Origin of the sequence: Marivita sp., assembly GCF_020055675.1 — a bacterium.
Classification (GTDB): domain Bacteria; phylum Pseudomonadota; class Alphaproteobacteria; order Rhodobacterales; family Rhodobacteraceae; genus Marivita.
This window is the reverse complement of record NZ_JAIPUS010000023.1, coordinates 33,341-56,060: the sequence shown is the minus strand read 5'-3', so window position 1 is coordinate 56,060 and position 22,720 is coordinate 33,341. Positions and strand designations below refer to the sequence as shown.

22 protein-coding genes are annotated in these 22,720 nt (G+C 62.8%); 13 read left to right on the top strand and 9 right to left on the bottom strand.

The window, feature by feature from the left end:
- The first annotated feature begins 117 nt into the window (after positions 1–117).
- Positions 118–1,662 carry an ATP-binding protein gene (locus tag LCF59_RS13820; RefSeq protein WP_292288197.1) on the top strand — a complete coding sequence of 515 codons (1,545 nt, stop codon included), beginning with the start codon at positions 118–120 and terminating at the stop codon, positions 1,660–1,662.
- A 494-nt stretch (positions 1,663–2,156) separates the two neighbouring features.
- On the opposite strand, the gene LCF59_RS13815 is transcribed toward LCF59_RS13820, so the two are convergent.
- Positions 2,157–2,576: a hypothetical protein gene (locus LCF59_RS13815; protein WP_292288196.1), complete on the bottom strand. Its 420-nt coding sequence runs from the start codon at positions 2,574–2,576 to the stop codon at positions 2,157–2,159.
- 40 nt (positions 2,577–2,616) lie between these two features.
- Here LCF59_RS13815 and mtgA point away from each other — a divergent pair, with 40 nt between their 5' ends.
- From mtgA to msrA, 5 genes are all read left to right on the top strand, one after another.
- The gene (gene mtgA, locus LCF59_RS13810) at positions 2,617–3,429 is read left to right on the top strand and encodes a monofunctional biosynthetic peptidoglycan transglycosylase (RefSeq protein ID WP_292288195.1); all 813 of its coding nucleotides are present in this window, start codon (positions 2,617–2,619) and stop codon (positions 3,427–3,429) included.
- A 123-nt stretch (positions 3,430–3,552) separates the two neighbouring features.
- Positions 3,553–4,218 carry a glutathione S-transferase family protein gene (locus LCF59_RS13805; RefSeq protein ID WP_292288194.1) on the top strand — a complete coding sequence of 222 codons (666 nt, stop codon included), beginning with the start codon at positions 3,553–3,555 and terminating at the stop codon, positions 4,216–4,218.
- 96 nt (positions 4,219–4,314) lie between these two features.
- Complete coding sequence (queG, locus tag LCF59_RS13800) at positions 4,315–5,349, top strand: tRNA epoxyqueuosine(34) reductase QueG (RefSeq protein ID WP_292288193.1); 1,035 nt, start codon at positions 4,315–4,317, stop codon at positions 5,347–5,349.
- 75 nt (positions 5,350–5,424) lie between these two features.
- Positions 5,425–5,874, top strand: coding sequence for a peptide-methionine (R)-S-oxide reductase MsrB (gene msrB / locus LCF59_RS13795; RefSeq protein WP_292288192.1), 450 nt, complete (start codon positions 5,425–5,427; stop codon positions 5,872–5,874).
- Positions 5,871–6,377, top strand: coding sequence for a peptide-methionine (S)-S-oxide reductase MsrA (msrA, locus tag LCF59_RS13790; RefSeq protein WP_292288191.1), 507 nt, complete (start codon positions 5,871–5,873; stop codon positions 6,375–6,377). The genes msrB and msrA overlap by 4 nt, the downstream gene beginning before the upstream one ends.
- Positions 6,378–6,473: 96 nt before the next feature.
- Here msrA and plsY read toward each other — a convergent pair whose 3' ends face one another.
- Genes plsY through LCF59_RS13765 form a run of 5 tightly spaced genes read right to left on the bottom strand, consistent with a single transcriptional unit; the run spans position 6,474 to position 10,302 of the window.
- On the bottom strand, positions 6,474–7,085 hold the full coding sequence (gene plsY, locus LCF59_RS13785; protein WP_292288190.1) for a glycerol-3-phosphate 1-O-acyltransferase PlsY: 612 nt from the start codon (positions 7,083–7,085) through the stop codon (positions 6,474–6,476).
- Positions 7,085–8,380: a dihydroorotase gene (pyrC, locus tag LCF59_RS13780; protein ID WP_292288189.1), complete on the bottom strand. Its 1,296-nt coding sequence runs from the start codon at positions 8,378–8,380 to the stop codon at positions 7,085–7,087. The genes plsY and pyrC overlap by 1 nt, the downstream gene beginning before the upstream one ends.
- Positions 8,381–8,383: 3 nt before the next feature.
- Positions 8,384–8,773: a hypothetical protein gene (locus LCF59_RS13775; protein ID WP_292288188.1), complete on the bottom strand. Its 390-nt coding sequence runs from the start codon at positions 8,771–8,773 to the stop codon at positions 8,384–8,386.
- Between the two features lie 21 nt (positions 8,774–8,794).
- Positions 8,795–9,331 (bottom strand): aspartate carbamoyltransferase catalytic subunit, encoded by a 537-nt coding sequence (locus LCF59_RS13770; RefSeq protein WP_292288187.1) that lies wholly within the window; start codon positions 9,329–9,331, stop codon positions 8,795–8,797.
- An 8-nt stretch (positions 9,332–9,339) separates the two neighbouring features.
- Complete coding sequence (locus tag LCF59_RS13765) at positions 9,340–10,302, bottom strand: aspartate carbamoyltransferase catalytic subunit (RefSeq protein ID WP_292288186.1); 963 nt, start codon at positions 10,300–10,302, stop codon at positions 9,340–9,342.
- Between the two features lie 189 nt (positions 10,303–10,491).
- Here LCF59_RS13765 and LCF59_RS13760 point away from each other — a divergent pair, with 189 nt between their 5' ends.
- From LCF59_RS13760 to LCF59_RS13740, 5 genes are all read left to right on the top strand, one after another.
- A complete protein-coding gene (locus tag LCF59_RS13760; protein ID WP_292288185.1) occupies positions 10,492–10,974 on the top strand; it encodes a hypothetical protein in 483 nt (160 codons plus the stop codon).
- 70 nt (positions 10,975–11,044) lie between these two features.
- On the top strand, positions 11,045–11,833 hold the full coding sequence (locus LCF59_RS13755) for a uracil-DNA glycosylase (RefSeq protein WP_292288184.1): 789 nt from the start codon (positions 11,045–11,047) through the stop codon (positions 11,831–11,833).
- A 3-nt stretch (positions 11,834–11,836) separates the two neighbouring features.
- Positions 11,837–12,379 (top strand): molybdenum cofactor biosynthesis protein B, encoded by a 543-nt coding sequence (gene moaB / locus LCF59_RS13750; protein WP_292288183.1) that lies wholly within the window; start codon positions 11,837–11,839, stop codon positions 12,377–12,379.
- Positions 12,380–12,473: 94 nt separating this feature from the next.
- A complete protein-coding gene (locus tag LCF59_RS13745) occupies positions 12,474–13,931 on the top strand; it encodes an HlyD family efflux transporter periplasmic adaptor subunit (protein WP_292288182.1) in 1,458 nt (485 codons plus the stop codon).
- Positions 13,932–13,934: 3 nt separating this feature from the next.
- Positions 13,935–17,342: an efflux RND transporter permease subunit gene (locus LCF59_RS13740; RefSeq protein ID WP_292288181.1), complete on the top strand. Its 3,408-nt coding sequence runs from the start codon at positions 13,935–13,937 to the stop codon at positions 17,340–17,342.
- Here LCF59_RS13740 and LCF59_RS13735 read toward each other — a convergent pair whose 3' ends face one another.
- Entirely contained in the window at positions 17,343–18,191 is an 849-nt protein-coding gene (locus LCF59_RS13735; RefSeq protein WP_292288180.1) for a protein-disulfide reductase DsbD domain-containing protein, read from the bottom strand.
- A 103-nt stretch (positions 18,192–18,294) separates the two neighbouring features.
- On the opposite strand from LCF59_RS13735, the gene LCF59_RS13730 reads away from it, so the two are divergent.
- On the top strand, positions 18,295–18,852 hold the full coding sequence (locus LCF59_RS13730) for a YqgE/AlgH family protein (RefSeq protein ID WP_292288179.1): 558 nt from the start codon (positions 18,295–18,297) through the stop codon (positions 18,850–18,852).
- Positions 18,853–18,873: 21 nt separating this feature from the next.
- On the opposite strand, the gene LCF59_RS13725 is transcribed toward LCF59_RS13730, so the two are convergent.
- Entirely contained in the window at positions 18,874–19,929 is a 1,056-nt protein-coding gene (locus tag LCF59_RS13725; RefSeq protein ID WP_292288178.1) for an MBL fold metallo-hydrolase, read from the bottom strand.
- Positions 19,926–21,626: an acyl-CoA dehydrogenase gene (locus tag LCF59_RS13720; RefSeq protein WP_292288177.1), complete on the bottom strand. Its 1,701-nt coding sequence runs from the start codon at positions 21,624–21,626 to the stop codon at positions 19,926–19,928. The genes LCF59_RS13725 and LCF59_RS13720 overlap by 4 nt, the downstream gene beginning before the upstream one ends.
- Before the next feature lie 138 nt (positions 21,627–21,764).
- On the opposite strand from LCF59_RS13720, the gene LCF59_RS13715 reads away from it, so the two are divergent.
- Entirely contained in the window at positions 21,765–22,718 is a 954-nt protein-coding gene (locus LCF59_RS13715; protein WP_292288176.1) for an L-threonylcarbamoyladenylate synthase, read from the top strand.
- The last annotated feature ends 2 nt before the right edge of the window (positions 22,719–22,720 follow it).

Genomic DNA, 22,720 nt, shown 5'->3' with positions numbered 1-22,720 from the left:
ACCACCCCTAAGCGAGTAGGTCATTGCTGGGCTTGTCAATCTAAGCCTAAGCCAATTACTCTAGTCGCGTCACTCGGGTGGCAGCGTCATCACTAGTCGACAAGGAAACTCGCACTCGTGGCCGGAGAACAGCTAGAACTCAACTTCAACGCCCCGGTTCCCAGCCTACCACAGCTTTGGACCCCGGATGATATATACGACAACGCCGATCAGTCGACGATTGAGGAATTCGTCGAGGATAGCCGTCTAGAGCGGAAAAGGGCGAAAGTTCAGCGCAAGGCTTTGTCGGAGTATGTCAGCATGTGGGCAAATACCCAGCCTGCGGGCGGCATCGTCGTGATCGGTGTCGAAGACGACGGCTGCATTACTGGGTGCAAGTCGACGGAAGATGAGCACCTCACGAACTTGGAGACCGTTGGCGAACTCTGCCCCGATGCCCGCATCGAGTTTAAGCGCGTGTTGGTGCAAAACCATAATAAAAACGAAGACTATGTAATTCTCTTACGAGTACACTATCGAGATGACAAACTAGTAGAGATTACGGATGGATCAGCCTTCATCAGGGAAGGCGATAAAAAAAGAAAACTCACTGAGGCAGAAAAACGAGAAATTCGCCTAAATCGAGGCGAATTGGATTGTGAGTCTGAGCCTGTCAACCTGACTTTTCCCGATGATTTTGATATGGGACTTCTCAATGAATATCTAGAAGCGTTCATTCGAAAACGTCAGCTCGATAATCGATACACTATCGAAGACATCTTAAAGCTATCAAAGCTTGGGACGGACGCTAAGTACGGGTTCCAACCCAACCTTGCTTGCGCGATGCTCTTTGCCAAAGACCCCAGAGCTGTCGTCCCGGGGGCCTTCATACGGGTGATGCGCTATGACGGCACACGGGAACAATTTGGTACGCGCTTGAACTCAGTTGCCGACAGGATTTTTGAGGGGCCGATTGCTCGTCAAATTCAGGACGCGGAGTTATACATAGAGACGCAGGTCCGCAACTTCACTCGACTCGGCCCGGACGGGAAGTTCATCACAAAACCCGAGTACCCGAAGGAAGTTTGGCTTGAGGGCATCGTAAATGCGGTCGTCCATCGTAGCTACAATCTCCGGCAAATGAACATCTACGTGAAGATGTTCGAAGACAAGATGGTGGTCGAGTCTCCTGGGTCTTTCATGCCGCCGACGACTGAAGAAACGGTCTACGACGCTCACAACCCCCGCAATCCTCACCTCATGTGGGGGTTATTTTACTTTGACTACGTTCAGTGCGCTTTTGAGGGAACACGGCGGATGAGGGCAGGAATGCGACAGGCAAACCTCCCTGATCCGCATTTCGTGCAACGTCAGAGTGGAACTTTCTCCGTTACGGTTTCGCTAGAGAACGACGTGCAGCATCGAAAACAGTTTGTTCGCAGCGAAGCAGCAGCGGCCATCGCTCCAGAGGAATACGACACTCTCAACGAAAGCGAGAAGATGATCGTTAACTATCTCGTGGATAATAATTCGGTGAATGTCACAGATGCCGGTCTTGTAATAGCTAAAGATTGGAGAGAAACTAAAATAGTCCTCGAAGGCTTAAAGACAAAGGGGGTCATCGACAGATCTCCAGGTAAGCATCGTAGTAGGCATAGATATTACTATTTAAAGATCCGATAGATTTTTATACCGCTGGAGAAAGCAAGCTGATAGGAATAAGCCGCACAATCATTCTGAAAATCGTTCTAGCTTATTGGACTGAACCTTAATTTAGAGCCGTGATAATCGGCATAATTCACGAGTTTTGAGTACTACCCGTTGAGCTCAAGTTCAATTTTATGCAGCCGCGAGCCAGTACCGCGGATCCTGAGAACGGCAGATAAGGGCAGGTCAGTACCGGTCTATCATATTTCACGACCTTAACTTTGCAAACCCCACTCGCTGCGCATCGCCGCCGTTCGTCCTGTCCGCAGCGAACGGCCGCTTCCCGCCCCGTCTGTCGATGCCCTGCTTCGTGTTGCGCCTTGCAGGAGGGGCTGCTCGGGGCTGAACCCCGGCGACTGTTCCGTTGCAGTTAATGTGATCTTGCCGGCGTCATGGGGGCTTGGCTGTGCTCCGAGGTTCTATGCAAGGCCGTTCGTCCTATGGTTGCAGGCGTCTGTGCGCGTATGGCACTAGGAGAGGTAGGTTGCGACAAGGGCCAGGAGCGGTGCGGCGATGGTGGCGGCGGCCAGGAGGCGGTTCCGGGCGAGGCGGAACCACGCGCCGAGCATCAGGCCGAGGCCGAGCATCGCGGCGGGCAGGGTGATGGATCCGACCATGGCGACGGTCATCCAGATGTCGATATGACCGGTACGCGACAGTATCCAGAGCGTGAAACTGGCCAGGGCGGCGGCAAGAATGCTTGCCCCGCCCAACACCGCGGCTTTCTGCGCCAAGGATGTCACATGGCCGATCACGAGGCCGAAGATGTAGAAGCCGCCATAGAGGATCAGGATCATCATGTCGGGGTTCTCGACGAAAATCACGGGAACGTAAACGTATTCATGCTTTTGCCTTGGCTGTGCCGTGACAAGACCGGAATCCGGCGTCATACGCAGGGCGACCCAAACGTCCGGGGGGATGTTTTCACCGATGGCTGTTGCGCATAGGCTGCACGAGATGGCAGGCGAAAAACCGAAATCGACGTCGCAGCAGGGCCCCAGGCTGACCACGCCAAAGGCCAAGCGTGCGCGCACCTCCAAGGCGCCCTCTGTGGTGGACAGGGTGCTTGCGCCCTATCGCTGGCTGGTCCGGTGGAGTTTTCGCACCGCGCTGGGGCTTGTTGTGCTGGCGCTGTTGATCGTGGGGCTTTTCGGGATCGTGACCCCCCCGACGACGCACACGATGTGGTCGGAAGGGCGCCGGCTGGGCAGTTCAGTGACCCAGGTCTGGGCCGATCCGGAGGCGATTGCACCGGTGATGATGCGCTCCGCCGTCGCGGCGGAAGATGCGAATTTCTGCCTGCATTGGGGCTTTGATGTCGATGCGATCCAGGCCGCGATCGAAGCGGGCGGTGCGCGGGGGGCCTCCACGATCTCGCAGCAAGTGGTGAAGAACGTGTTCCTCTGGCAGGACAGGTCGTGGCTGCGCAAGGGGATGGAGGCGGTGCTGACCCCGGTGACCGAGGCGGCCTGGTCAAAGCAGCGAATCCTAGAGATTTACCTCAATGTGGCGGAATTCGACGAAGGTGTTTTCGGTGTTCAAGCCGCGGCGCGGCATTATTTCGGGGTTGATGCGGCCGATCTGAGCGCGTCGCAGGCGGCGCGGCTGGCGGCGGTGTTGCCGTCCCCCAAGACGCGGTCGGCCTCGCGGCCCAGCAATTTCGTCGAACGCCGGGCGCGGCAGATCCGGGCCGGGGCCGAGACGATCCGGCAGGATGGGCGCGCGGCCTGTTTCGGGGGCTGACGGCGACAGGCTGTGAGACGAATTCCGCCCGCGCCGCATTTATGACCCGGGGGGCCATTGTATTGCGGACCGCTTCGCGGCAATGAGGGGGCACTGATCCACCCTTTTTTGGACCTCGACCGCATGGCCAAGCTATATCATGTTCCTTTGTCGCCGTTCTGCCGCAAGGTGCGTCTGAGCCTTGCGGAAAAGAAAATCGAGTGTGAGCTGATCGAGGAACGTTACTGGGAAAAGGACCCTGATTTCCTGCGCCGCAACCCGGCTGCGAAGGTGCCGGTTCTCAGGCTCGACGGGCGCACGATGGCCGAAAGTGCCGCGATCTGCGAATATATCGAGGAAAAATATCCCGAACCGCCGCTCATGCCGCGGTCCGCGGACGCGCGCTACGAGGTGCGGCGCCTGGTGGGCTGGTTCGATGACAAGTTCCACAACGAGGTGACGTCGAAACTCTTGTACGAGCGGGTCAACAAGAAGGTCACCAAGCAGGGTTTTCCGGACAGCAGCAACGTGAAGGCGGGGTCGAAGGCGATCAAGTACCACCTCGATTACATGGCCTGGCTGCTCGATCACCGGCGCTGGCTGGCCGGTGATACCATGACCCTGGCCGATTTTGCGGCGGCCGCGCATTTGTCGTCGCTCGACTATATCCGGGACGTGGACTGGAATCGCAGCGAGGCGGTCAAGGACTGGTACGCCAAGATCAAGTCGCGCCCGGCGTTCCGGTCGATTCTTGCCGACCAGGTGCCGGGCTTTCCGCAACCGCCGCATTATGCCGATCTGGATTTCTGAGGCGGCCCGGAGTCTTCGTCTCAACACTCCGGCCTTGGGGGGCCAGCCCCCCAAACCCCCCGGCATATTTGCAAAGAGAAGAAGAGGAAGTCCGCGATGGAACTGACGGGCCGGGTGAAGGCGCAGGCCGTGGCAGAGGGGTTTTCAGCCTGTCGCATCTGTCGGCCCTGGGATGTGCCCGAGGTGCCGGCGCGGTTGCAAGCCTTTCTCGATGCCGGATATCACGGCCAGATGGGCTGGCTCGCGGATCGGGCGCATTGGCGCGGCGCGCCGCAGGTGCTGTGGCCCGAAGCGCGGTCTGTGATCCTGCTGGCCGAGAATTACGGCGCGGACCAAGACCCGCTGGAGGTTTTGGAGATGCGCGAACGGGCGGCCGTTTCGGTCTATGCGCAGAACCGGGATTACCATGACATCGTCAAGAAGCGGCTCAAGCGGCTGGCGCGCTGGCTGATTGATCAGGCCGGCGGTGAGGTGAAGGTCTTTGTCGATACTGCGCCGGTGCCGGAGAAGGCCCTGGGGCAGGCGGCCGGTCTGGGATGGCAGGGCAAGCACACGAACCTCGTGTCGCGCGACCTGGGGTCGTGGTTTTTCATCGGTTCGGTGTTCACGACGCTGGATCTGCGCCCGGATGCGGCGGAGACGGACCATTGCGGGTCTTGCCGCGCCTGTCTTGATATCTGTCCGACAGATGCCTTTCCCGCGCCGTACCAGCTCGATGCGCGGCGCTGCATTTCCTATCTGACGATCGAACATCGCGGGCCGGTGGATGAAGAATTGCGCCCCCTGATGGGCAATCGCATCTATGGCTGTGACGATTGCCTGGCGGTCTGTCCTTGGAACAAGTTTGCCAGCCGCGCGGCGGAGGCGCGGTACCATGCCCGCGACGACCTGCGGGCACCGGCGCTGGCCGAACTGGCGCGGTTGGACGATGCGGCGTTCCGGGCACGGTTTTCCGGCTCTCCGATCAAGCGGATCGGGCGCGACCGGTTCGTGCGCAACGTGCTTTATGCCATTGGCAATTCGGGGGCCGCCCGGCTCCGGGCGGTGGCGCAGGACCTTGTGGACGATCCGGATGCGGCCGTGGCGGACGCGGCACGCTGGGCCGTGATGCAACTGGCGGAGACGGGTTGAAAAGGGTGCAACAGGGGTTGGACTCTGGCCAGCGCGCGCCATTTATAGGGAAAGCGACAGCACAGGAGGCGGCGGATGGCCAAATATGAGAAGAACCCTGACGTTATCGCGACGCTCAGTCCGGAGCAGTTTCGCGTTACCCAGGAAAATGGAACGGAACGGCCGGGTACCGGGGAGTACCTCGATAACACGGCCCCCGGCATCTATGTCGATATCGTCAGCGGCGAGCCGCTTTTCGCATCCGCGGACAAATTCGAATCCGGGTGCGGCTGGCCAAGCTTTACCAAGCCGATCGCACCGGTGCATGTGACCGAACTGCGCGACACCACCCACGGGATGATCCGCACCGAGGTGCGCTCGACCCATGGTGACAGTCATCTGGGGCATGTTTTCCCCGATGGTCCGCAAGACAGGGGTGGTTTGCGTTATTGCATCAATTCCGCCAGCCTTCGCTTCATTCATCGGGACGACATGGAGGCCGAAGGTTATGGCGCTTACCTGAGCCAAGTGGAGGATATGGCATGACTGAACGCGCTGTTTTGGCAGGCGGCTGTTTCTGGGGGATGCAGGATCTGATCCGCAAACTGCCCGGAGTAGAGAAAACCCGCGTTGGGTACACCGGCGGTGATGTGCCGAACGCGACCTATCGCAACCACGGAACACATGCCGAGGGGATCGAGATCCTGTTTGATCCGGAGGTGATTTCGTATCGCCGGATTCTCGAGCTGTTTTTCCAGATCCACGATCCGACCACGCTGAACCGGCAGGGCAACGATGTGGGGATGAGCTATCGCTCGGCAATCTATTACGTGGATGCGGAGCAAAAGGCGGTGGCCGAGGAGACGATTGCCGATGTCAACGCGAGCGGTCTGTGGCCCGGCAAGGTGGTGACAGAGGTGGCGCCCGTGGGTGAGTTCTGGGAAGCGGAACCCGAGCATCAGGATTACCTCGAACGGTTCCCCCAGGGGTATACCTGCCATTTCCCGCGCCCCGACTGGGTTTTGCCCAAGCGCGCGGCGGCGGAATAAGGCGACCCGATTTCGCAACGCCCCCCCGCGCCAGGGGCATGATACAGGGCCTGCGTCCTTGATAAAGCGACGTGCCCTGTCGCCAGGGCGCGCGGGTTATCCCCTCGACCCGCCGATCCGGGGTTCCTGGCCGTCTTTCAGGCGGGCAAGATTTGTCCGGTGCCGCCAGATTATCAGGCTCGTCAAAAGCAGGGTCAGCAGGAAAATCTGGCCCTGTCCGACCAGCAGGCACATCAGCGGTGACCAGGCGGCCGCGACAAGCGCCGACAGGCTGGAAATCCGGCTGATCGCGGCGGTGGCCAGCCAGATGGCACAGGCCAGAACACCGACAGGCCAGGCCAGCCCCAGCAGCAGACCAAGGAAGGTGGCGACACCCTTGCCCCCCTTGAAGCCCAGCCAGACCGGGAAGCAATGGCCCAGGAACGCCGCAAGGGCCGCGACCTGTGCTGCATCTTCACCGGCCAACGCGCGGGCCAGCAGAACGGCCGCCACGCCCTTGGCCGCATCGAGCACCAGGGTGGCGGCGGCGGCGGGTTTGTTTCCGGTGCGCAGCACATTGGTCGCGCCGATATTGCCCGATCCGATTTCGCGCAGATTGCCGAGGCCGAATGCCCTGGTCAGGATCAATCCGAAGGGGATGGCGCCGAGCGCGTAGCCGATGATGGCCCAAAGCAAAAGGATCAGCAGGCTCGACTCGGATACAGGCATTACGGACTCCGGTAGACTGAGGTTCCACTGACGAAAGTTTCGAGAACCTTACCCTGCAAGCGGGCGCCATCAAAGGGGGTGTTCTTGGATTTGGAAAGAAGCTTGAACCGGTCGAGAACAAGCGGTTTATCCGGATCGAACAGCACCAGATCGGCGGGCGCGCCCTTGGCCAGGCGACCACACTCAAGGCCAAGCCGCCGCGCCGGATTCAGCGACAAGGCGCGAAAGAGCGTCGGCAGATCGAGATCGCCGGAATGATAAAGGCGCATCAGCACCGGCAGCAGGGTTTCCAGCCCCACCGCGCCGCTGGCGGCTTCCTCGAAGGGCAGGCGCTTGCTTTCCTCGTCTTGCGGGGTGTGGAACGATCCGATGACGTCGATCAGCCCGGATTTGACGGCTTCGACCACCGCGTGCCTGTCATCCTCGGCCCGCAGGGGTGGTTTCACCTTGAAGAAGGTGCGGTAGTCCGCGACGTCATATTCGTTGAGCGTGAGATGGTGCATGGAGACACCCGCCGTCACGTCGAAGCCGTTCCGCTTGGCCCGTTCCAGCGCGGGCAGGGCGCGGGTCGTGGTGATCTGGTCGGCATGATAGCGCACGCCTGTCATCTCGATCAGCGCGATGTCCCGGTCGATCCCCATGCGTTCTGCCATGGGCGACACCGCTGGCAAGCCGCGCAGCGACGCAAACTTGCCGGACGTGGTGGCGGCGCCTGCCGAGAGGTTGGGTTCCTGCGGATGGCCGACGATCAATGCGCCCAGGGCGCGGGCATATGTCATGGCGCGCGACAGAACCTTGGTGTCGCGCACGACGCTGTCGCAATCGGTGAAGGCGACGGCGCCTGCATCCATGAGAAACCCGATCTCTGTCATCTCGCGGCCTTCGCGGCCCTTGGTCAGGGCGGCCATTGGCAGGACATGCACCGGAGCCGCCTCGTTGGCGCGGCGGCGGATGAATTCCAGGGATTCGGGTGTGTCGATGGCCGGGGCCGTGTCGGGGCGGGTCACGATGGTGGTCACCCCGCCTGCCGCCGCGGCCAGACCGGCAGAGCCATAGCTTTCCTTGTGGCGCTCGCCGGGTTCGCAGATCTTGACGCCGATATCGACGATGCCCGGCGCCACGCATTTTCCCTGCGCGTCGCGCCGGTTGTCCTGCGGCACGTGGTCGGTGCCGATGTCGGGTGTGGGAGTGTCGAACCGTTCGGCGATCACGCCGTTGCGCAACAGCAGCGCGCCGGGGGCGACGGTCCCGGTTTCGGGATCGACAAGGCGGGCATTGGTCAGAAGCAGGGTCATGGGTCAGGCCGCCTTGTTTTGCCGGGCCGCGTCGATCCGGTTCAGGACCGCCTGCGGATCGGGTTGGTACTTGATCAGGTGCTTGTCGCCATTGCGGGTGATCACCTGGACCGACCCCGCGATGATGCGCAGCTTGACGATATCGTCCAGCCGCGCCTTGCGTTCGTAGGGGCCCTTGAGGCTTTGGCCGGAGAGGGTCCAGCTTTCTTCCATCACCTCGTCCAGCATGTACCAGCCGCGCAGCCCCACGGCAAAGAGGCCGCCCACGGCCCCTGTCCAGACATGCGGATTGCCCAGCAGCCAGAGAATGGCCATGCCGGCGGCCATCGCAATGGCGGCCATGACGGCATGCGCGCGGATATAGGTGGACCTGTCGGGTTTGAATTCAGTCATACGGGCCTTTGGCAATACGGTTCAGTTGAGCAGGACCTTGGCAAGGATGATGCCACCTGCGACGAGACCAAAGAGCACAAGCACCAAAATCACCACCGAGGTGTTCGTTCCCGGCGCCGGGGCGGAGGCTCCGCCACCCACGCCCTTGGCCGATTCGGTGTGGATCGGGGCCGCGATGGTCGCAGCTTGCGGTTCGTTGAAGGTCCCCATCCAGCGCAGCGGACTGGAGATGGTCAGATCCTGTTCCGTCTGGTTGAAGGCCTGAGAGGGCAGGACAAGGGCAAAACCGGTGAGCGCGTCGAGCTGGGCGCGCATCTTTTCGAACTCCGAACCGGTGATGTCATGCGCCGTGGCAAGGTATTGCGACAGCGGCATCTCTCCCAGGTCGCGGATGTCGATCACATCGACAAAGGCGGCGCGGAGGGAGGTTGCGCCAAGCGCGTATTGCAGGGGCCATTCGCCGGTCCCGGCCTGGGTGGTGAAGCGTTCCATCGCTTCGCGGGGCAGGTCGATGTGAAACACCCGCACCACGCCGCGTTCGCTGCCTTTGATGTGCATGGAGGTTCTCATGCCATCACGCTTACGTCCTGCGCCGCGCGCCGGACCCTGAGCGATTGCGCCAGTAGGTCCATCGCCGCCATACGCACGGCGACGCCCATTTCCACCTGTTCTTGAATCACCGACCGGTTGATGTCGTCGGCCAGCGTGCCGTCAATCTCGACGCCGCGGTTCATCGGGCCGGGATGCATGACGATGGCATCGTCCCTGGCATAGCCCAGCTTTTCGGCATCGAGCCCGTAGCGGTGGTAGTATTCGCGTTCAGACGGAATGAAACCGCCATCCATGCGTTCTTTCTGAAGCCGCAGCATCATCACCACGTCCACATCGCGCAGCCCTTCACGCATGTCTTCGAACACCTCGACACCGAAGTCTTCGATCCCGGACGGCATGAGCGTCTGCGGACCGACAAGGCGCACGCGGTTTTCCATCTTGCCCAGAAGCATGATGTTCGACCGGGCGACGCGGCTATGTGCGATATCTCCGCAAATCGCGATGGACAGCCTGTGCAGCCGCCCTTTGGCGCGGCGGATCGTCAGCGCATCAAGCAGCGCCTGCGTCGGATGTTCGTGCCGCCCGTCCCCCGCATTCAGAACAGCGCAATCGACCTTCTGGCTCAGCAGGTCGACCGCCCCGGAATGGGGGTGCCGCACGACCAGAAGATCGGGCCGCATCGCGTTCAACGTCAGCGCGGTGTCGATCAGGGTTTCCCCCTTTTTCAGCGAGGACGCCTGCATCGCCATGTTCATCACGCCCGCCCCGAGCCGCTTGCCCGCCAGTTCGAAGCTGGCCAGCGTGCGGGTCGAGCTTTCGAAGAACATGTTGATCTGCGTCATGCCGGCCAACACCTCCGTGCAGGATGTGCGCGTGCGGTTTCGTTCGGCATAGGTGTCGGACAGGTCGAGCAGGGTTGAAATCTCGTCCGGGCGCAAGGCTTCTATTCCGAGAAGATGGCGGTGTGAGAATGACATCGTCTGAAAAGCCCCCTGTTTGCGATGCTTATAGGCAGCGTGGACAGGTCCAGCAAGACGCGGGATTGCGGCGGCGTGAATTGGCCGGGCCACTATATGTTGGGGGTTTAATAAAAAAGACTTCGCCTTATGGTTGACGCGTTGCCGGTGTCTATTTACGGCTGGTCCCAATACATCTGTGGGGAAATAATGAAATTCAAAAGCTTTTTTGCCGCCCTTCTGTTGGGAGGCGGGCTCTTTCTGAGTGGCTGTGCAGAACAAGCGCAGCGTGTGCCGGCAACCTATATTCCGAGCATCGTGTATCGCGGTGCGACTTGCCAAGAGTTGTATGACGAACGCGTGATGCTGGCGGGATACGTCAAGGACGTGACGCAAGAGCAACGCATGGCGGCACAATCGGACACGGTTTTCTTCAGCTATTCGTTGATCTTCTGGCCCGCGATCTTTGCCCTGCCGATCAGTGTCGATATGTCGTCGCAACTGGCCACGGCGCGCGGGCATTACGACGCGCTCAGCAAGGCGATGGCCGAACAGGGCTGCATGCGCGGGGCGCGCGGGAGCGCGCCACAGGCGCATGCGCCGGAGATACGCCGCGGCGCGCCGACAGGGGCAGCGCATCCGGTCGTCCTGCCGAACTGGAAACGCTATCCCGGACAGTTCCCGCCGCTGTAATGCACGGGTGCCCGGCGACGGGACGTGATCGGTGCTTTTGTCGGCTTGGGTCGCGGGGTAGGTTGCGGACATGGATTCGCAGATCGACTGGCACGCGGCCCGCGCCGCGCTGGACTGGCAGCTTGAAATGGGTGTGACCGAGACGATCTCGGACACACCCATCAACCGTTTTGAACAGATTGCCCCGCCGCCCAAGGCCGGGGTGGCCCAGGGCGCGCAGGCCGCCGTACAGCCGGTGTCTGCCGCATCGGCCTTCGACCCGGTGACCGAGGCCGAGACCTTGGCGCAAGGGGCGCAGGATCTGGCCCGGTTGCAGGCCGTGATGGCGGATTACCCGCATTGCGAATTGCGCAAAGGCGCGCGCAACCTTGTCTTTTGCGACGGGGTTGCGGGCGCACGGGTGATGATCGTGGGCGAAGCGCCGGGGCGCGACGAGGACCGGATGGGCAAGCCCTTCGTCGGCCGTGCGGGGCAATTGCTGGACCGGATGCTGGCGGCGATCGAACTGGGCCGGGACCGCGCAGGGGCGCAGTCGGTCTATATCACCAACGTCCTGCCCTGGCGGCCGCCGCAGAACCGCGATCCGAAACCCGATGAAATGGCAATGATGCTGCCGTTTTTGAAACGGCACATCGCGCTTGCCAACCCGGATGTCCTGGTCTTGATGGGCAACGTCCCCTGCCAGGCGCTGCTGGGCAAGCGCGGCATCACGCGGCTGCGTGGCGCCTGGGCCGAAGCCGAGGGCCTGCCCGTTCTGCCGATGTTTCACCCCGCCTACCTGTTGCGCAATCCGGCGGCCAAGCGCGACGCCTGGGCCGATCTTCTGAACCTGCGCGCGCGCCTGGACATGAAAGCCTGAGCCATGACCCGTATCGATGACAGCAAGGACTTCCTGCCGATCCGCATCGCCGTTCTGACGGTCAGTGACACCCGGTCGCTGGACCAGGACCGATCCGGAGACACGCTTGTGGGACGGATAGACGGCGCCGGGCACATCTTGGCGGATCGCAAGATCGTAGCGGATGAACGCGACCAGATCGCAGAGCAGCTGCGCGCCTGGTGCGATCAGCCGGATATCGATGTCGTGATCTCGACAGGTGGCACCGGCCTGACCGGGCGGGATGTCACGGTCGAGGCGCACAGGGATGTCTATGACAAGGAGATCGACGCGTTCGGCACGGTGTTCACCATGGTGTCGTTCCAGAAGATCGGCACCAGCGCGGTCCAGAGCCGGGCAACCGGGGGTGTGTGCAACGGCACTTACCTCTTTGCCCTGCCCGGCAGTCCGGGAGCCTGCAAGGATGCGTGGGACGAGATCCTGAGGCTTCAATTGGATTATCGGCACCGGCCTTGTAACTTTGTCGAGATTTTACCGCGACTGGATGAACATTTGCGACGGAAATGATGCGCCGTCCCGTGTAAGGACAAGACGTGTTATTGGAAAACATTCAATTCCGACTATCTGTAAGGTCGGGACTTGAGGACAAGGATTGTCGCGGATGCGGTTTTTGCGCCGGAGCCTGACGGGACTCTTTTTGATGGCTGTGACGCTTGGGCTGTTGGCCTTTGCCGGCGTGCAGGTGCGCGACGCCGTGCAGGACCGTATGGCGCAGGAACCGCGGTCGTTCGAACAAAGCGAACGGGTGTTCGCCGTGAATGTGGTTCCGGCCGAGTTCGAGACGATCACGCCTGTCATCACCGCCTTTGGTGAGATCGAAAGTCGCCGCACGCTGGAAATCAGAACCGCCGTCACGGGGCGGGTCATCGAGATCGCGCCCGAGTTCGTCGAAGGCGGAACGGTGACAGAAGGCCAGGTGTTGGCGCGGCTGGACCCAACCGATGCGGAGTCTGTCCTGCAGCGGGTGCAAAGCGACATCGTCGATGCCGAGGCCGAACAGCGCGAGGCAGAGCGCGCGCTGGTTCTGGCACGGGACGAATTGGCCGCCGCGCAGGATCAGGCCGACTTGCGGGACCGCGCGTTCCAGCGGCAACGCGATCTGGAAGAGCGTGGCGTTGGCACGGCGGCCGCGGTCGAGGTGGCCGAACTGGCAGCAGGGCAGGCGCGGCAAGCGGTTCTGTCGCTGCGGCAGGCGATCGCGCAGGCCGAAGCGCGGATCGATCAGGCCGCCACGCGATTGTCCCGTGCCCGGATTGCCGAGGCCGAGGCGCAGCGGCGGCTGGATGATACGGTGATCACCGCCGGGTTCTCCGGCACGCTTGCGGATGTCTCCGTGGTGCAGGGGCGGCTGGTGTCGTCCAACGAACAATTGGCCCGCCTGATCGATGCAGATGCGCTCGAAGTGGCCTTCCGGCTTTCGACCCAGCAATTCGCGCGCCTTCTGACCGAAAACGGCACGCTTCGGACCGCCGATGTGCGTGTGGTTCTGGACGTCTTTGGCACGAACCTGAACGCGCAAGGCACGTTGATCCGCGCCGGGGCCGCCGTGGGTGAGGGTCAGACCGGGCGTCTTTTGTTCGCCACTCTGGACAGCGCGGCCGGTTTTCGCCCCGGCGATTTCGTGACGGTGCAGATTGATGAACCAGCGCTCGACCGGGTGGCGCGGCTTCCGGCCACAGCGTTGAATGCCGCAGGCGAGGTGCTCGTGCTGGCCGAGGAAGACCGGCTGGACGTTGTTTCGGTCGATTTGCTGCGGCGACAGGGCGATGATGTGCTGGTCCGGGCAGAGAACCTGCGCGGGCGCGAGGTCGTGGCGGAACGCACGCCGCTTCTGGGGGCGGGCATCAAGGTGCGGCCCCTGCGCCAAAACGGTACGGCGGAAACCGAGTCTCCCGACATGGTCGAGTTGACCGAGGAACGGCGCGCGCGGCTGACTGCCTTTGTGCAGGCCAACACGGGTATGCCCGAGGCGGCCCGGCAGCGCCTCCTTGACCAGTTGTCGCAAGGCAGTGTCCCGGCGCGGGTGGTCCAGCGGATCGAATCCCGGATGGGAGGGTAACCGATGGCACGCGCGCTTCCCGGACGGGCCAGCGGGATCCTGAGCTATTTCGTGCGCCACCGGACGGTGGCCAACCTGCTGCTGGTCATCCTGATCGCGGCAGGCGCGTTTTCGATCCCGAACATGCGGGCGCAGTTCTTTCCCGATGTCGTGGTCGATGACGTGGATGTGTCCGTCGTCTGGGAGGGCGCAGGCGCCGAGGATGTCGACCGGGGCATCGTGCAGGTGCTGGAACCCGCGGTTCTGGCGGTCGAGGGCGTCGAAAGTTCGCAAGCGTCCTCGCGCGAGGGGCGGGCGAGCATCCGGCTCGAATTCGAACCCGATTGGGACATGTCGCGCGCGGCTGACGATGTCCAGCAGGCGATCGACGGGGTGACAACCTTGCCCGCCGATGCCGAAGACCCGGTGGTCCGGCGCGGCGGCTGGCGCGACCGGGTGACAGACCTGGTGATCACCGGGCCGGTTGGCGTGGATCAGCTTGCCCGCTTTGCCGATGAGCTGAGCACGCGGCTTTTTGCCGAAGGGGTCACGCGGACCACGATCCGGGGGCTTTCGGCGCCGCGCACCGTGGTCGAGGTGCCGTCGGCCAACCTGATCGCCTTTGACATCACGATGGCCGAGATTGCCGAAGCCATCGCGCAGGAGGTCGATACCGATCCGGCCGGCGATGTCGGCACCGCGAACACGCGGGTGCGCACCGGTGTCGAAAAGCGCAGCGCGGACCAGATTGCCGATATCGTTCTGCGATCCAACCCGGACGGATCGACCCTGAGTGTCGGCGATGTGGCCACCATCCTGATCGAAGGGATAGACCGCGAACGCAGCTATTTCGTGGGCGAGGATCCCGCCATCTCGATCCGAGTGGATCGCAGCGCACAGGGCGATGCCATCGCCATTCAGCGCAGGGTCGAGGAGGTGGCCGCCGAGTTCGAGGCGTCGCTGCCCGAGGGTGTGAGCGTCGACCTGATCCGCACGCGGGCGGAGCTGATCTCGGGGCGGCTGGATATCCTGACCGACAATGCGCTGACCGGCCTGGCGCTGGTTTTGATGCTGCTCTTTCTTTTCCTGAATGTGCGCACCGCGTTCTGGGTGGCGGCCGGGATTCCCGCTGCGCTGCTGGCGGCGATCGCGCTGATGTACATGGCGGGGATCACGATCAACATGATCTCGCTGTTTGCCCTGATCATCACGCTGGGGATCGTTGTCGATGATGCCATCGTGGTCGGCGAACACGCCGATCACCTAGCGCGCACTGGTCTGACCCCGATCGAGGCAGCAGAACGCGCGGCGCAGCGAATGGCATTGCCGGTGTTTTCTGCCACCTTGACGACGATCATTGCCTTTTATGGCCTTGTCATCATCGGCGGGCGGTTCGGGGACCTGATCTCGGACATTCCCTTCACGGTGATCGCGGTGCTGACGGCGTCTTTGATCGAGTGTTTCCTGATCCTGCCCAACCACATGGCCCACGCGATTGCCCATAGCGCGAAGGAACACTGGTACGACATGCCGTCGCGCGTGGTGAACAGGGGCTTCCGCTGGGTGCGGGAAACCCTGTTCCGTCCCTTTATGGCGCGGGTGATCCAGGCGCGCTACGCGGTCCTGGCCGGGGCGGTTCTGCTCCTGGCCTCACAGGCGGCGCTGTTCATCCGGGGCGATGTTCAGTGGCGGTTCTTCAATTCGCCCGAACAAAGCTCTGTCACCGGCAATTTCGCAATGGCACCGGGCGCCACCCGCGCGGATACGTTCGAAATGATGCGCATCTTCCAACGCTCGGTCGAGGACGTGGCGCAGTCCTTCGAAGATGAACATGGCGTCAACCCGATCGACTATGTCATCGCCGAGGTCGGCGGCAATGCGGGTCGCGGAATCTCGGGTGCGGACACCAAGGATGCCGACCAATTGGGCGGTATTTCCATCGAGATGATCGATGCCGACCTGCGGCCCTTCTCCAGCCGCGCTTTCGTGAGCGAGCTGGAAGACAGCGTTCCGCGGCATCCTCTGGTCGAGACGATCAGCTTTCGCAGCTGGGGCAGCGGACCGGCCAGCGATTCGCTTGATGTGCAGTTTTACGGGGCGAATGCCGAGACGCTGAAGGCAGCGTCAGAAGACCTCAAGAAAGCGCTGTTGCCTTACCCGGAGGTCTCGGCGGTCGAGGACAACCTGGCCTATGACAAGCAAGAGCTGATCCTCGAACTGACGCCGCAGGGAAAGGCGCTGGGCTTTACCATCGACGGCCTGGGCCGGGTGCTGCGCGCGCGACTTGGCGGGATCGAGGCGGCCACCTATCCCGACGGCCCGCGCAGCGCCGAGATCCGGGTGGAACTGCCCACCGGTGAATTGACCGCGGATTTCCTTGAACGCACGCAGATGCGGACCCCGGGCGGCGCATATGTCCAGCTTGCCGATATCGTCAGCGTGGAGCGGCGGACCGGGTTTTCCACCGTCCGGCGCGAAAACGGGATTCGCCTGATTTCCGTCACGGGCGATATTTCCGAAGACGATCCGGCCCGCGCCAATGACATCATGCTGGCGCTCGAAACCGAGATCCTGCCCACCATTGCCAGCGAACGGCAGGTCGACTACCGCCTGTCCGGTCTGAGCGAGCAGGAGGGGGAATTCCTCAATGATGCGCGCACCGGTCTGATCCTGTCACTGCTGGCAATCTACCTCGTGCTGTCGTGGGTGTTCGCAAGCTGGACGCGGCCCATGGTTGTCATGGCGGTGATCCCGTTCGGGCTGGTCGGTACGATCTACGGCCATGCGCAATGGGATGTGCCATTGAGCATGTTCACGGTTGTCGGCCTGCTCGGGATGACCGGGATCATCATCAACGACTCCATCGTTCTGGTCACAACCATCGACGAACAGGCGCAAGATCGCGGGCTTGTGCCATCGATCATCGACGGTGCGGCCGACAGGCTGCGGCCGGTGTTCCTGACCACGGCAACCACGGTCCTGGGATTGATCCCGCTGCTTTATGAACAATCGAGCCAGGCGCAGTTCCTCAAACCGACGGTGATCACGCTGGTCTACGGGCTGGGCTTCGGGATGTTCCTCGTCCTGCTGATCGTGCCGTCCCTTGTCGCGATCCAGAGCGATATCGGCCGTCTTGCCCGCTCTGCGCGGCGCGGTTTGAGATTCCGCCGCCCCGGTGTTCGGGCCGCAATCGGATTGGCCGGTGTGTTGATCGTCGGCTGGCTGGCGGCCACCATGGGGGCTTTTGCCCTGACCGGCGGACTTCCCGCCACGCTGAGTGCCGCGTTGGCGGGCAAGGCGCTGGGCGGTGAGATTGCACTGGGCACGATCCTTGGGCTTTTTGTCCTTGGCGCGGCGCTGATCTGTTTGGCTGTCTACGTTTTGGCGATCATTGCGCTGGGTCTCTCGCGACGGCGCAACGCGGCCGTGTGATCAGGGCGTGCAGCCGCGAATATCGACGGCGCGTCTGTCGCCGATCACGGTGAACCGCAGCTTCGAGCGGTCCAGCGCAAAGCTTTTGCCCTCGACATGCAGCAGCCGCGTGCTGGCATGTAGCGCATCGGCGTCCCGCATGCTGTCGGGTTCGGCCACCCAGACATGCGGATTGCCCGCCTCGACCACCACGTATTCGGTGCCGCCGGCAGAGGGCATGTCGATCCGCGTGTGCAGGACGAGCCCGCCGTTCGCGCCCGGCTCGATCCGGCAGCTCACGGCGCGCACCCCGGCCTCTTGCGCCGTGTAGGGCATGTCGGCCAGGGCTGCGGCGATCACGGGATCGGGGCGGGCCTGCGTGGCTGGCAAAGCCGCGGCAAAGCTGAGTGAGGCGGGGATGCAAATGTCCTTGCAGATGCCGATCTGCAGGTTGCCCTCCAGCACCATGCCGGCGTCTGCGGTATCGGGTGTCAGGCGCAGGGGGATGATCACCTCGCGCAGATAGCCGATTGACCGCATGCCCTGTTCGAAGAACACCACCGGGCTGGGCCAGATCGGGGTGACAGAGGCGATATTGCGCGAGTCGTGCCAATCGAGCTGCGGCGGAATGCCGGCATCGCCGGGCGCGCGCCAGTAGGTCTTCCATCCCGGGTCCAGCACGATGTGCAGCGCGGCCATATGGGTCCCGTCGTCCATGCGCCACCCCGGGCGCAGTTCGACCCTGGACACGCCGGTGGTGTCGCTGGCCGAAATCGAGGATCCGGAGACAAGGCCAAGCGACAGGGCCAGGACAGAAAGGACAAAGCGAAATTGCATCATATCCAAGGTGATGGCGGTTTTCGGTCTCAAAGAAAAGTCACAAACAGGCGATCCAGTGATGCATCCCCGCCCGTGTGCCCTTGCAACCCCGCAAGGGGCTGTCCATGTTTGGGAGGTGACTGGACCCGAACCCATGACCGACCTGACAGGTCGCCTGCTGATCGCGATGCCCGGGATGCCCGACCCGCGGTTCGAGCATAGCCTGATCTATGTCTGCGCCCATTCCGAGGATGGATCGATGGGGCTCATTGTGAACAAACCCTCGGCCGATGTGAGTTTTCAGGCGTTGATCGACCAGTTGTCGATCGAGAACACCGCGGATCTGACAGGCATCAACGTGCATTTTGGCGGCCCGGTGGAGCTTGGTCGCGGGTTTGTCCTGCATTCGACGGATTTCGAGTCCGAGATGACAACACTTTTCGTCGATGACGATTTTGCCATGACCGCAACGCTCGATGTGCTGGAAAACATTGCCAGCGGTGGCGGGCCGGAAAAACGGCTGATCGTGTTGGGCTATGCCGGTTGGGGGCCGGGGCAGCTTGAGGAAGAAATCATGCAGAACGGCTGGCTGATCTGCGACGCAAGCCGCGAGATCGTGTTTGACCGGGCCGACGTCGACAAATGGGAGGCCGCACTGGGCACGCTTGGCGTTTCGCCCCTGGCGCTGTCCTCGGAGGGTGGCCGCGCCTGACGCGGTAGCCCCGACACAGGGTCATCCCGATACGTGAAAACGCCAGGCGCCCCGGTCGTCCAGCGTGCGTGTCGCACGTCCCGCGTGCCAGAGGTGAAGGCAGTGGGCCACCGCCTCGACAAGGGCGAGCCCGTATTCGCCCTCCCCGATCTTGCGCTTGAAAAGCGGTGCAAAGCATTCTCCTGCGGTTCGCGGCGTGGCAAGATGCGCCTCGAGCCGCCGTAGCGCGCCATGGTGGTTCTCGATCAGTTGATGCAGCCGCAGCGGCACACCGGTGAAGGGCAGCTTGTGACCGCCCAGAACCAGATGATCCTCCCGCGCGATCGTGGACAGGCGTTCGCAGGCCTCGAGCCAGTCCGCAACGGGATCGGCCTCGGGTTCGGTGGCGTAGACCCCGATATTCGAGCTGATCGATGGCAGGATCTGATCCCCGGCAAGAACCAGGTTGTCGTCGCGCGACCACAGCGTGGCATGTTCGGGCGCGTGGCCATTGCCGATATGCACATCCCAGGTGCGCCCGCCTGCCGTGATCATGTCGCCCTGCCGGATACGGGTATAGCCGAGCGGCAGGGGCATCACGCAATCGGCAAGGTTGAACGGACGCTCCGTCCGGCGTTTTTCGAGGATCTCCGGCTGCATGCCGCAGCGCTGCCAGAACGCGAGTGTTTCGGCACTGGGTGTGGCTTGTTCATCGAGTTGAAGCATCCGCGCCATGAGCCACGCCGTGCGGGTCGTGATCAGATCGGCGCCGTGTTCGGATTGGAACCAGCCCGCCAGCCCGATGTGATCGGGGTGGTGATGCGTGACGATCACGCGGTGTATCGGTTTGCCGCCCAGCGGCCCGCCGATCAACCGCGCCCAGAGCGCGCGGCCGCGTCTGGACGCGAAGCCGGTATCGACAAGTGTCCAGCTGTCGCCCTCATCCAATGCATAGACATTGACGTGGTCCAGCTTCATCGGAAGGGGCAAACGACACCAGAGGACACCGTCGGCCACCTGCGTGGCGCCGCCCTCTTCCGGCGGGGCATCCCAGGGGTATCGGATACCGCCCGCGCTCGGGGTCAACCTGTCCTTCATGCCGCCAGGTCGTCCATGCTCAGGGCATACAGCGCCTCGGCCCCCTGCCGCGCATGGGCCAGCAGGCCAATGTGTTCTGGCAAAAGCCGGTGAATATAGAACTTGGCAAGGCGTTCATGTGTGCCATCCCGGTCGGCGCGCGCGGCCTTGAGATGAAAGTGACCGCCCAGCACGCGGGCAAAGCCGCGCAGGTAGGGTCCCGATCCGGCAAAGCGATCCTGCGCGCCCTGCGCCACCATCCATTCGGTCGTTTCGCGCAACGTCTCGCAGGCCTGCCAGACGGGTTCGGCCAGTTCGGGCAGGTCGGCGCGCGCCGCCTCGGCCTCGGCCTCCATTTCGTCGAGCAGGCTATACGCCGCCTCGCCGCCGTCCATCAGCTTGCGGCCCACAAGGTCCATCGACTGGATGCCGTTGGTGCCTTCATAGATCGCGGTCACGCGCACGTCGCGGGAATACTGCGCGGCACCCGTTTCCTCGACAAAGCCCATGCCGCCATGCACCTGCACGCCGGTCTGTGCCACCTCGATCCCCGTCTCCGTGCCGAACACCTTTGTGATCGGTGTCAGAAGCGCCGCGCGCGCGGCCCAGTCATCATGGCCCGTGGCCGTTTCCATGTCGACCGCGACGGCATTGGCCAGCGCGATGGCGCGGGCGGCAAAGGTGTCGGCCTTCATGGTGGCCAGCATCCGGCGCACATCGGCGTGGTCGATGATGGTGCCATTCTCGGTCCGGCCTTGCTGGCGTCCCTCGGCATAGGCGAGCGCGTGCTGATAGGCTCCATCGGCGACGCCGACCCCCTGCACGCCAACCCCAAGACGGGCATTGTTCATCATGGTGAACATGGCGCGCATGCCATCGTGTTCCTCGCCGACACGCCAGCCGGTTGCGCCGGCGTATTCCATCACCGCGGTCGGGCTGCCATGCAGGCCCATCTTGTGTTCGAGGCTGACCACCCGAAGATCGTTGGCCGCGCCGGGTTTGCCATCGGCGTCCGGGAGACGCTTGGGCACCAGAAACAGACTGATTCCCTTGGTGCCGGGCACCGCGTCGGGAAGACGCGCCAGAACGAGATGACAGACGTTTTCCGTGAAGTCGTTGTCGCCCCAGGAGATGTAGATTTTCTGACCCGTGATCGCATAGGTGCCATCATCATTCGGCTCTGCCTTGGTGGTCAGCGCGCCCACGTCGCTGCCTGCCTGCGGTTCGGTCAGGTTCATCGTGCCCATCCATTCGCCCGAGATCAGCTTGGGCAGGTACAGGGCCTTGAGTGCATCGCTCGCGTGGTTTTCCAGCGCCTCGATCTGCCCCTGCGTCATCAGCGGGGCCAATTGGATCGACAGGCAGGCGGCGCTCATCATCTCGTTCACGGCGGTGGCCATCGTCATCGGCAGACCGGTGCCGCCAAAATCGGGATCGGCGGCGATCGCGATCCAGCCGCCCTCGGCGATTGCCCGGAACCCGTCGTCGAACCCGGGCGGCGTCCGCACAATGCCGTTCTCAAGCGTCGCCGGGTGCAGATCCCCGGCCCGTTGCAATGGCGACAGCACGTCCTCGCACAGCTTGCCGGCCTCGGTCAGCACCGCCTCGACAGTGTCCGGGGTGGCTTCTGCAAAGCGGTCAGTCGCGGCGACCTGGCCAAACCCGACCACGTGATCGAACAGGAAACGGAATTCGGAAACGGGGGCACGATAGGTCATGAACACCTCTTGTTGGGTTGGGGCCGGTCGTTCTGCGGCTTGGCAATCGTGTGCCGGAGCGATAAACAATCGTCAGCCCTTGGTAATATCCTGACGAATGCGGACCCCCCCATCAACAAAAACGCGGCGTCAAATCGCATGAACCAAACCCCGCCCGAACGCCTGCCCGATACCGATGCGGGCCATCACATCGCAGCCGCCATGCTGCGCGCCGGCCGCCTTGTCGCCTTTCCGACCGAGACTGTCTATGGCCTCGGCGCGGATGCCACCAACGACAGGGCGGTGGCCCGGATCTTCGAGGCGAAGGGACGGCCCAGCTTTAACCCGTTGATCGTGCATTTCGCGGAACTGGAGGATCTCAAGCAACATGTTGTCTGGACCGACGAGGCGGATACGTTGGCGCGGGCCTATTGGCCCGGCCCTCTGACGCTTGTTCTGAAGAAGCACCCCGGCAGTGCGATCTCGTCGCTTGTGACGGCGGGGCTCGACACGATCGCTGTGCGGCTGCCTGGCCATCCCGCCGCGCAGGCGATCCTGGGGGCGCTTGGCCGGGGCGTTGCCGCCCCATCGGCGAATCGGTCCGGGCAGATCAGCCCCACGCAACCGTCCCATGTCCTCGACAGCCTTGGGGGCAGGCTCGACGCGGTGCTCGACGGTGGTGCGTCCGAGGTGGGGGTTGAATCCACCATCATCGGATTGCTCGACAAACCGGTTCTTTTGCGTCCCGGCGGGATCACGGAGGCCGAGCTGGCGAAAACGCTGGGCCGCAACATTGCCGTGCGGCACAAGGCTGAGGCGATTTCCGCCCCCGGCCAGCTCATGTCGCATTATGCGCCGACAGCACGTGTCCGCCTGAACGCAACAGACTGGCAGACGGGCGAGATGCGGCTGGGTTTCGGCGAGGTGGACTGCGACCTCAACCTGTCCGCGGACGAGGATCTTGTCGAAGCGGCATCGAACCTGTTTGACTATCTGCACCGTCTCGATGCCAGAGGCGGCGAGGCGATCGCCGTCTCCCCGATCCCGCATGAAGGGCTGGGCATCGCCATCAACGACCGTCTGAGCCGCGCCGCGGCCCCGCGCGACGGCTGACC

Bases quoted from the DNA above. Each gene is read 5' to 3' on its own strand.
- LCF59_RS13815 (WP_292288196.1), bottom strand. From the start codon at position 2,576: ATGACGCCGGATTCCGGTCTTGTCACGGCACAGCCAAGGCAAAAGCAT.
- mtgA (WP_292288195.1), top strand. From the start codon at position 2,617: ATGGCTGTTGCGCATAGGCTGCACGAGATGGCAGGCGAAAAACCGAAA.
- LCF59_RS13805 (WP_292288194.1), top strand. From the start codon at position 3,553: ATGGCCAAGCTATATCATGTTCCTTTGTCGCCGTTCTGCCGCAAGGTG.
- queG (WP_292288193.1), top strand. From the start codon at position 4,315: ATGGAACTGACGGGCCGGGTGAAGGCGCAGGCCGTGGCAGAGGGGTTT.
- msrB (WP_292288192.1), top strand. From the start codon at position 5,425: ATGGCCAAATATGAGAAGAACCCTGACGTTATCGCGACGCTCAGTCCG.
- msrA (WP_292288191.1), top strand. From the start codon at position 5,871: ATGACTGAACGCGCTGTTTTGGCAGGCGGCTGTTTCTGGGGGATGCAG.
- plsY (WP_292288190.1), bottom strand. From the start codon at position 7,085: ATGCCTGTATCCGAGTCGAGCCTGCTGATCCTTTTGCTTTGGGCCATC.
- pyrC (WP_292288189.1), bottom strand. From the start codon at position 8,380: ATGACCCTGCTTCTGACCAATGCCCGCCTTGTCGATCCCGAAACCGGG.
- LCF59_RS13775 (WP_292288188.1), bottom strand. From the start codon at position 8,773: ATGACTGAATTCAAACCCGACAGGTCCACCTATATCCGCGCGCATGCC.
- LCF59_RS13770 (WP_292288187.1), bottom strand. From the start codon at position 9,331: ATGCACATCAAAGGCAGCGAACGCGGCGTGGTGCGGGTGTTTCACATC.
- LCF59_RS13765 (WP_292288186.1), bottom strand. From the start codon at position 10,302: ATGTCATTCTCACACCGCCATCTTCTCGGAATAGAAGCCTTGCGCCCG.
- LCF59_RS13760 (WP_292288185.1), top strand. From the start codon at position 10,492: ATGAAATTCAAAAGCTTTTTTGCCGCCCTTCTGTTGGGAGGCGGGCTC.
- LCF59_RS13755 (WP_292288184.1), top strand. From the start codon at position 11,045: ATGGATTCGCAGATCGACTGGCACGCGGCCCGCGCCGCGCTGGACTGG.
- moaB (WP_292288183.1), top strand. From the start codon at position 11,837: ATGACCCGTATCGATGACAGCAAGGACTTCCTGCCGATCCGCATCGCC.
- LCF59_RS13745 (WP_292288182.1), top strand. From the start codon at position 12,474: ATGCGGTTTTTGCGCCGGAGCCTGACGGGACTCTTTTTGATGGCTGTG.
- LCF59_RS13740 (WP_292288181.1), top strand. From the start codon at position 13,935: ATGGCACGCGCGCTTCCCGGACGGGCCAGCGGGATCCTGAGCTATTTC.
- LCF59_RS13730 (WP_292288179.1), top strand. From the start codon at position 18,295: ATGACCGACCTGACAGGTCGCCTGCTGATCGCGATGCCCGGGATGCCC.
- LCF59_RS13725 (WP_292288178.1), bottom strand. From the start codon at position 19,929: ATGAAGGACAGGTTGACCCCGAGCGCGGGCGGTATCCGATACCCCTGG.
- LCF59_RS13720 (WP_292288177.1), bottom strand. From the start codon at position 21,626: ATGACCTATCGTGCCCCCGTTTCCGAATTCCGTTTCCTGTTCGATCAC.
- LCF59_RS13715 (WP_292288176.1), top strand. From the start codon at position 21,765: ATGAACCAAACCCCGCCCGAACGCCTGCCCGATACCGATGCGGGCCAT.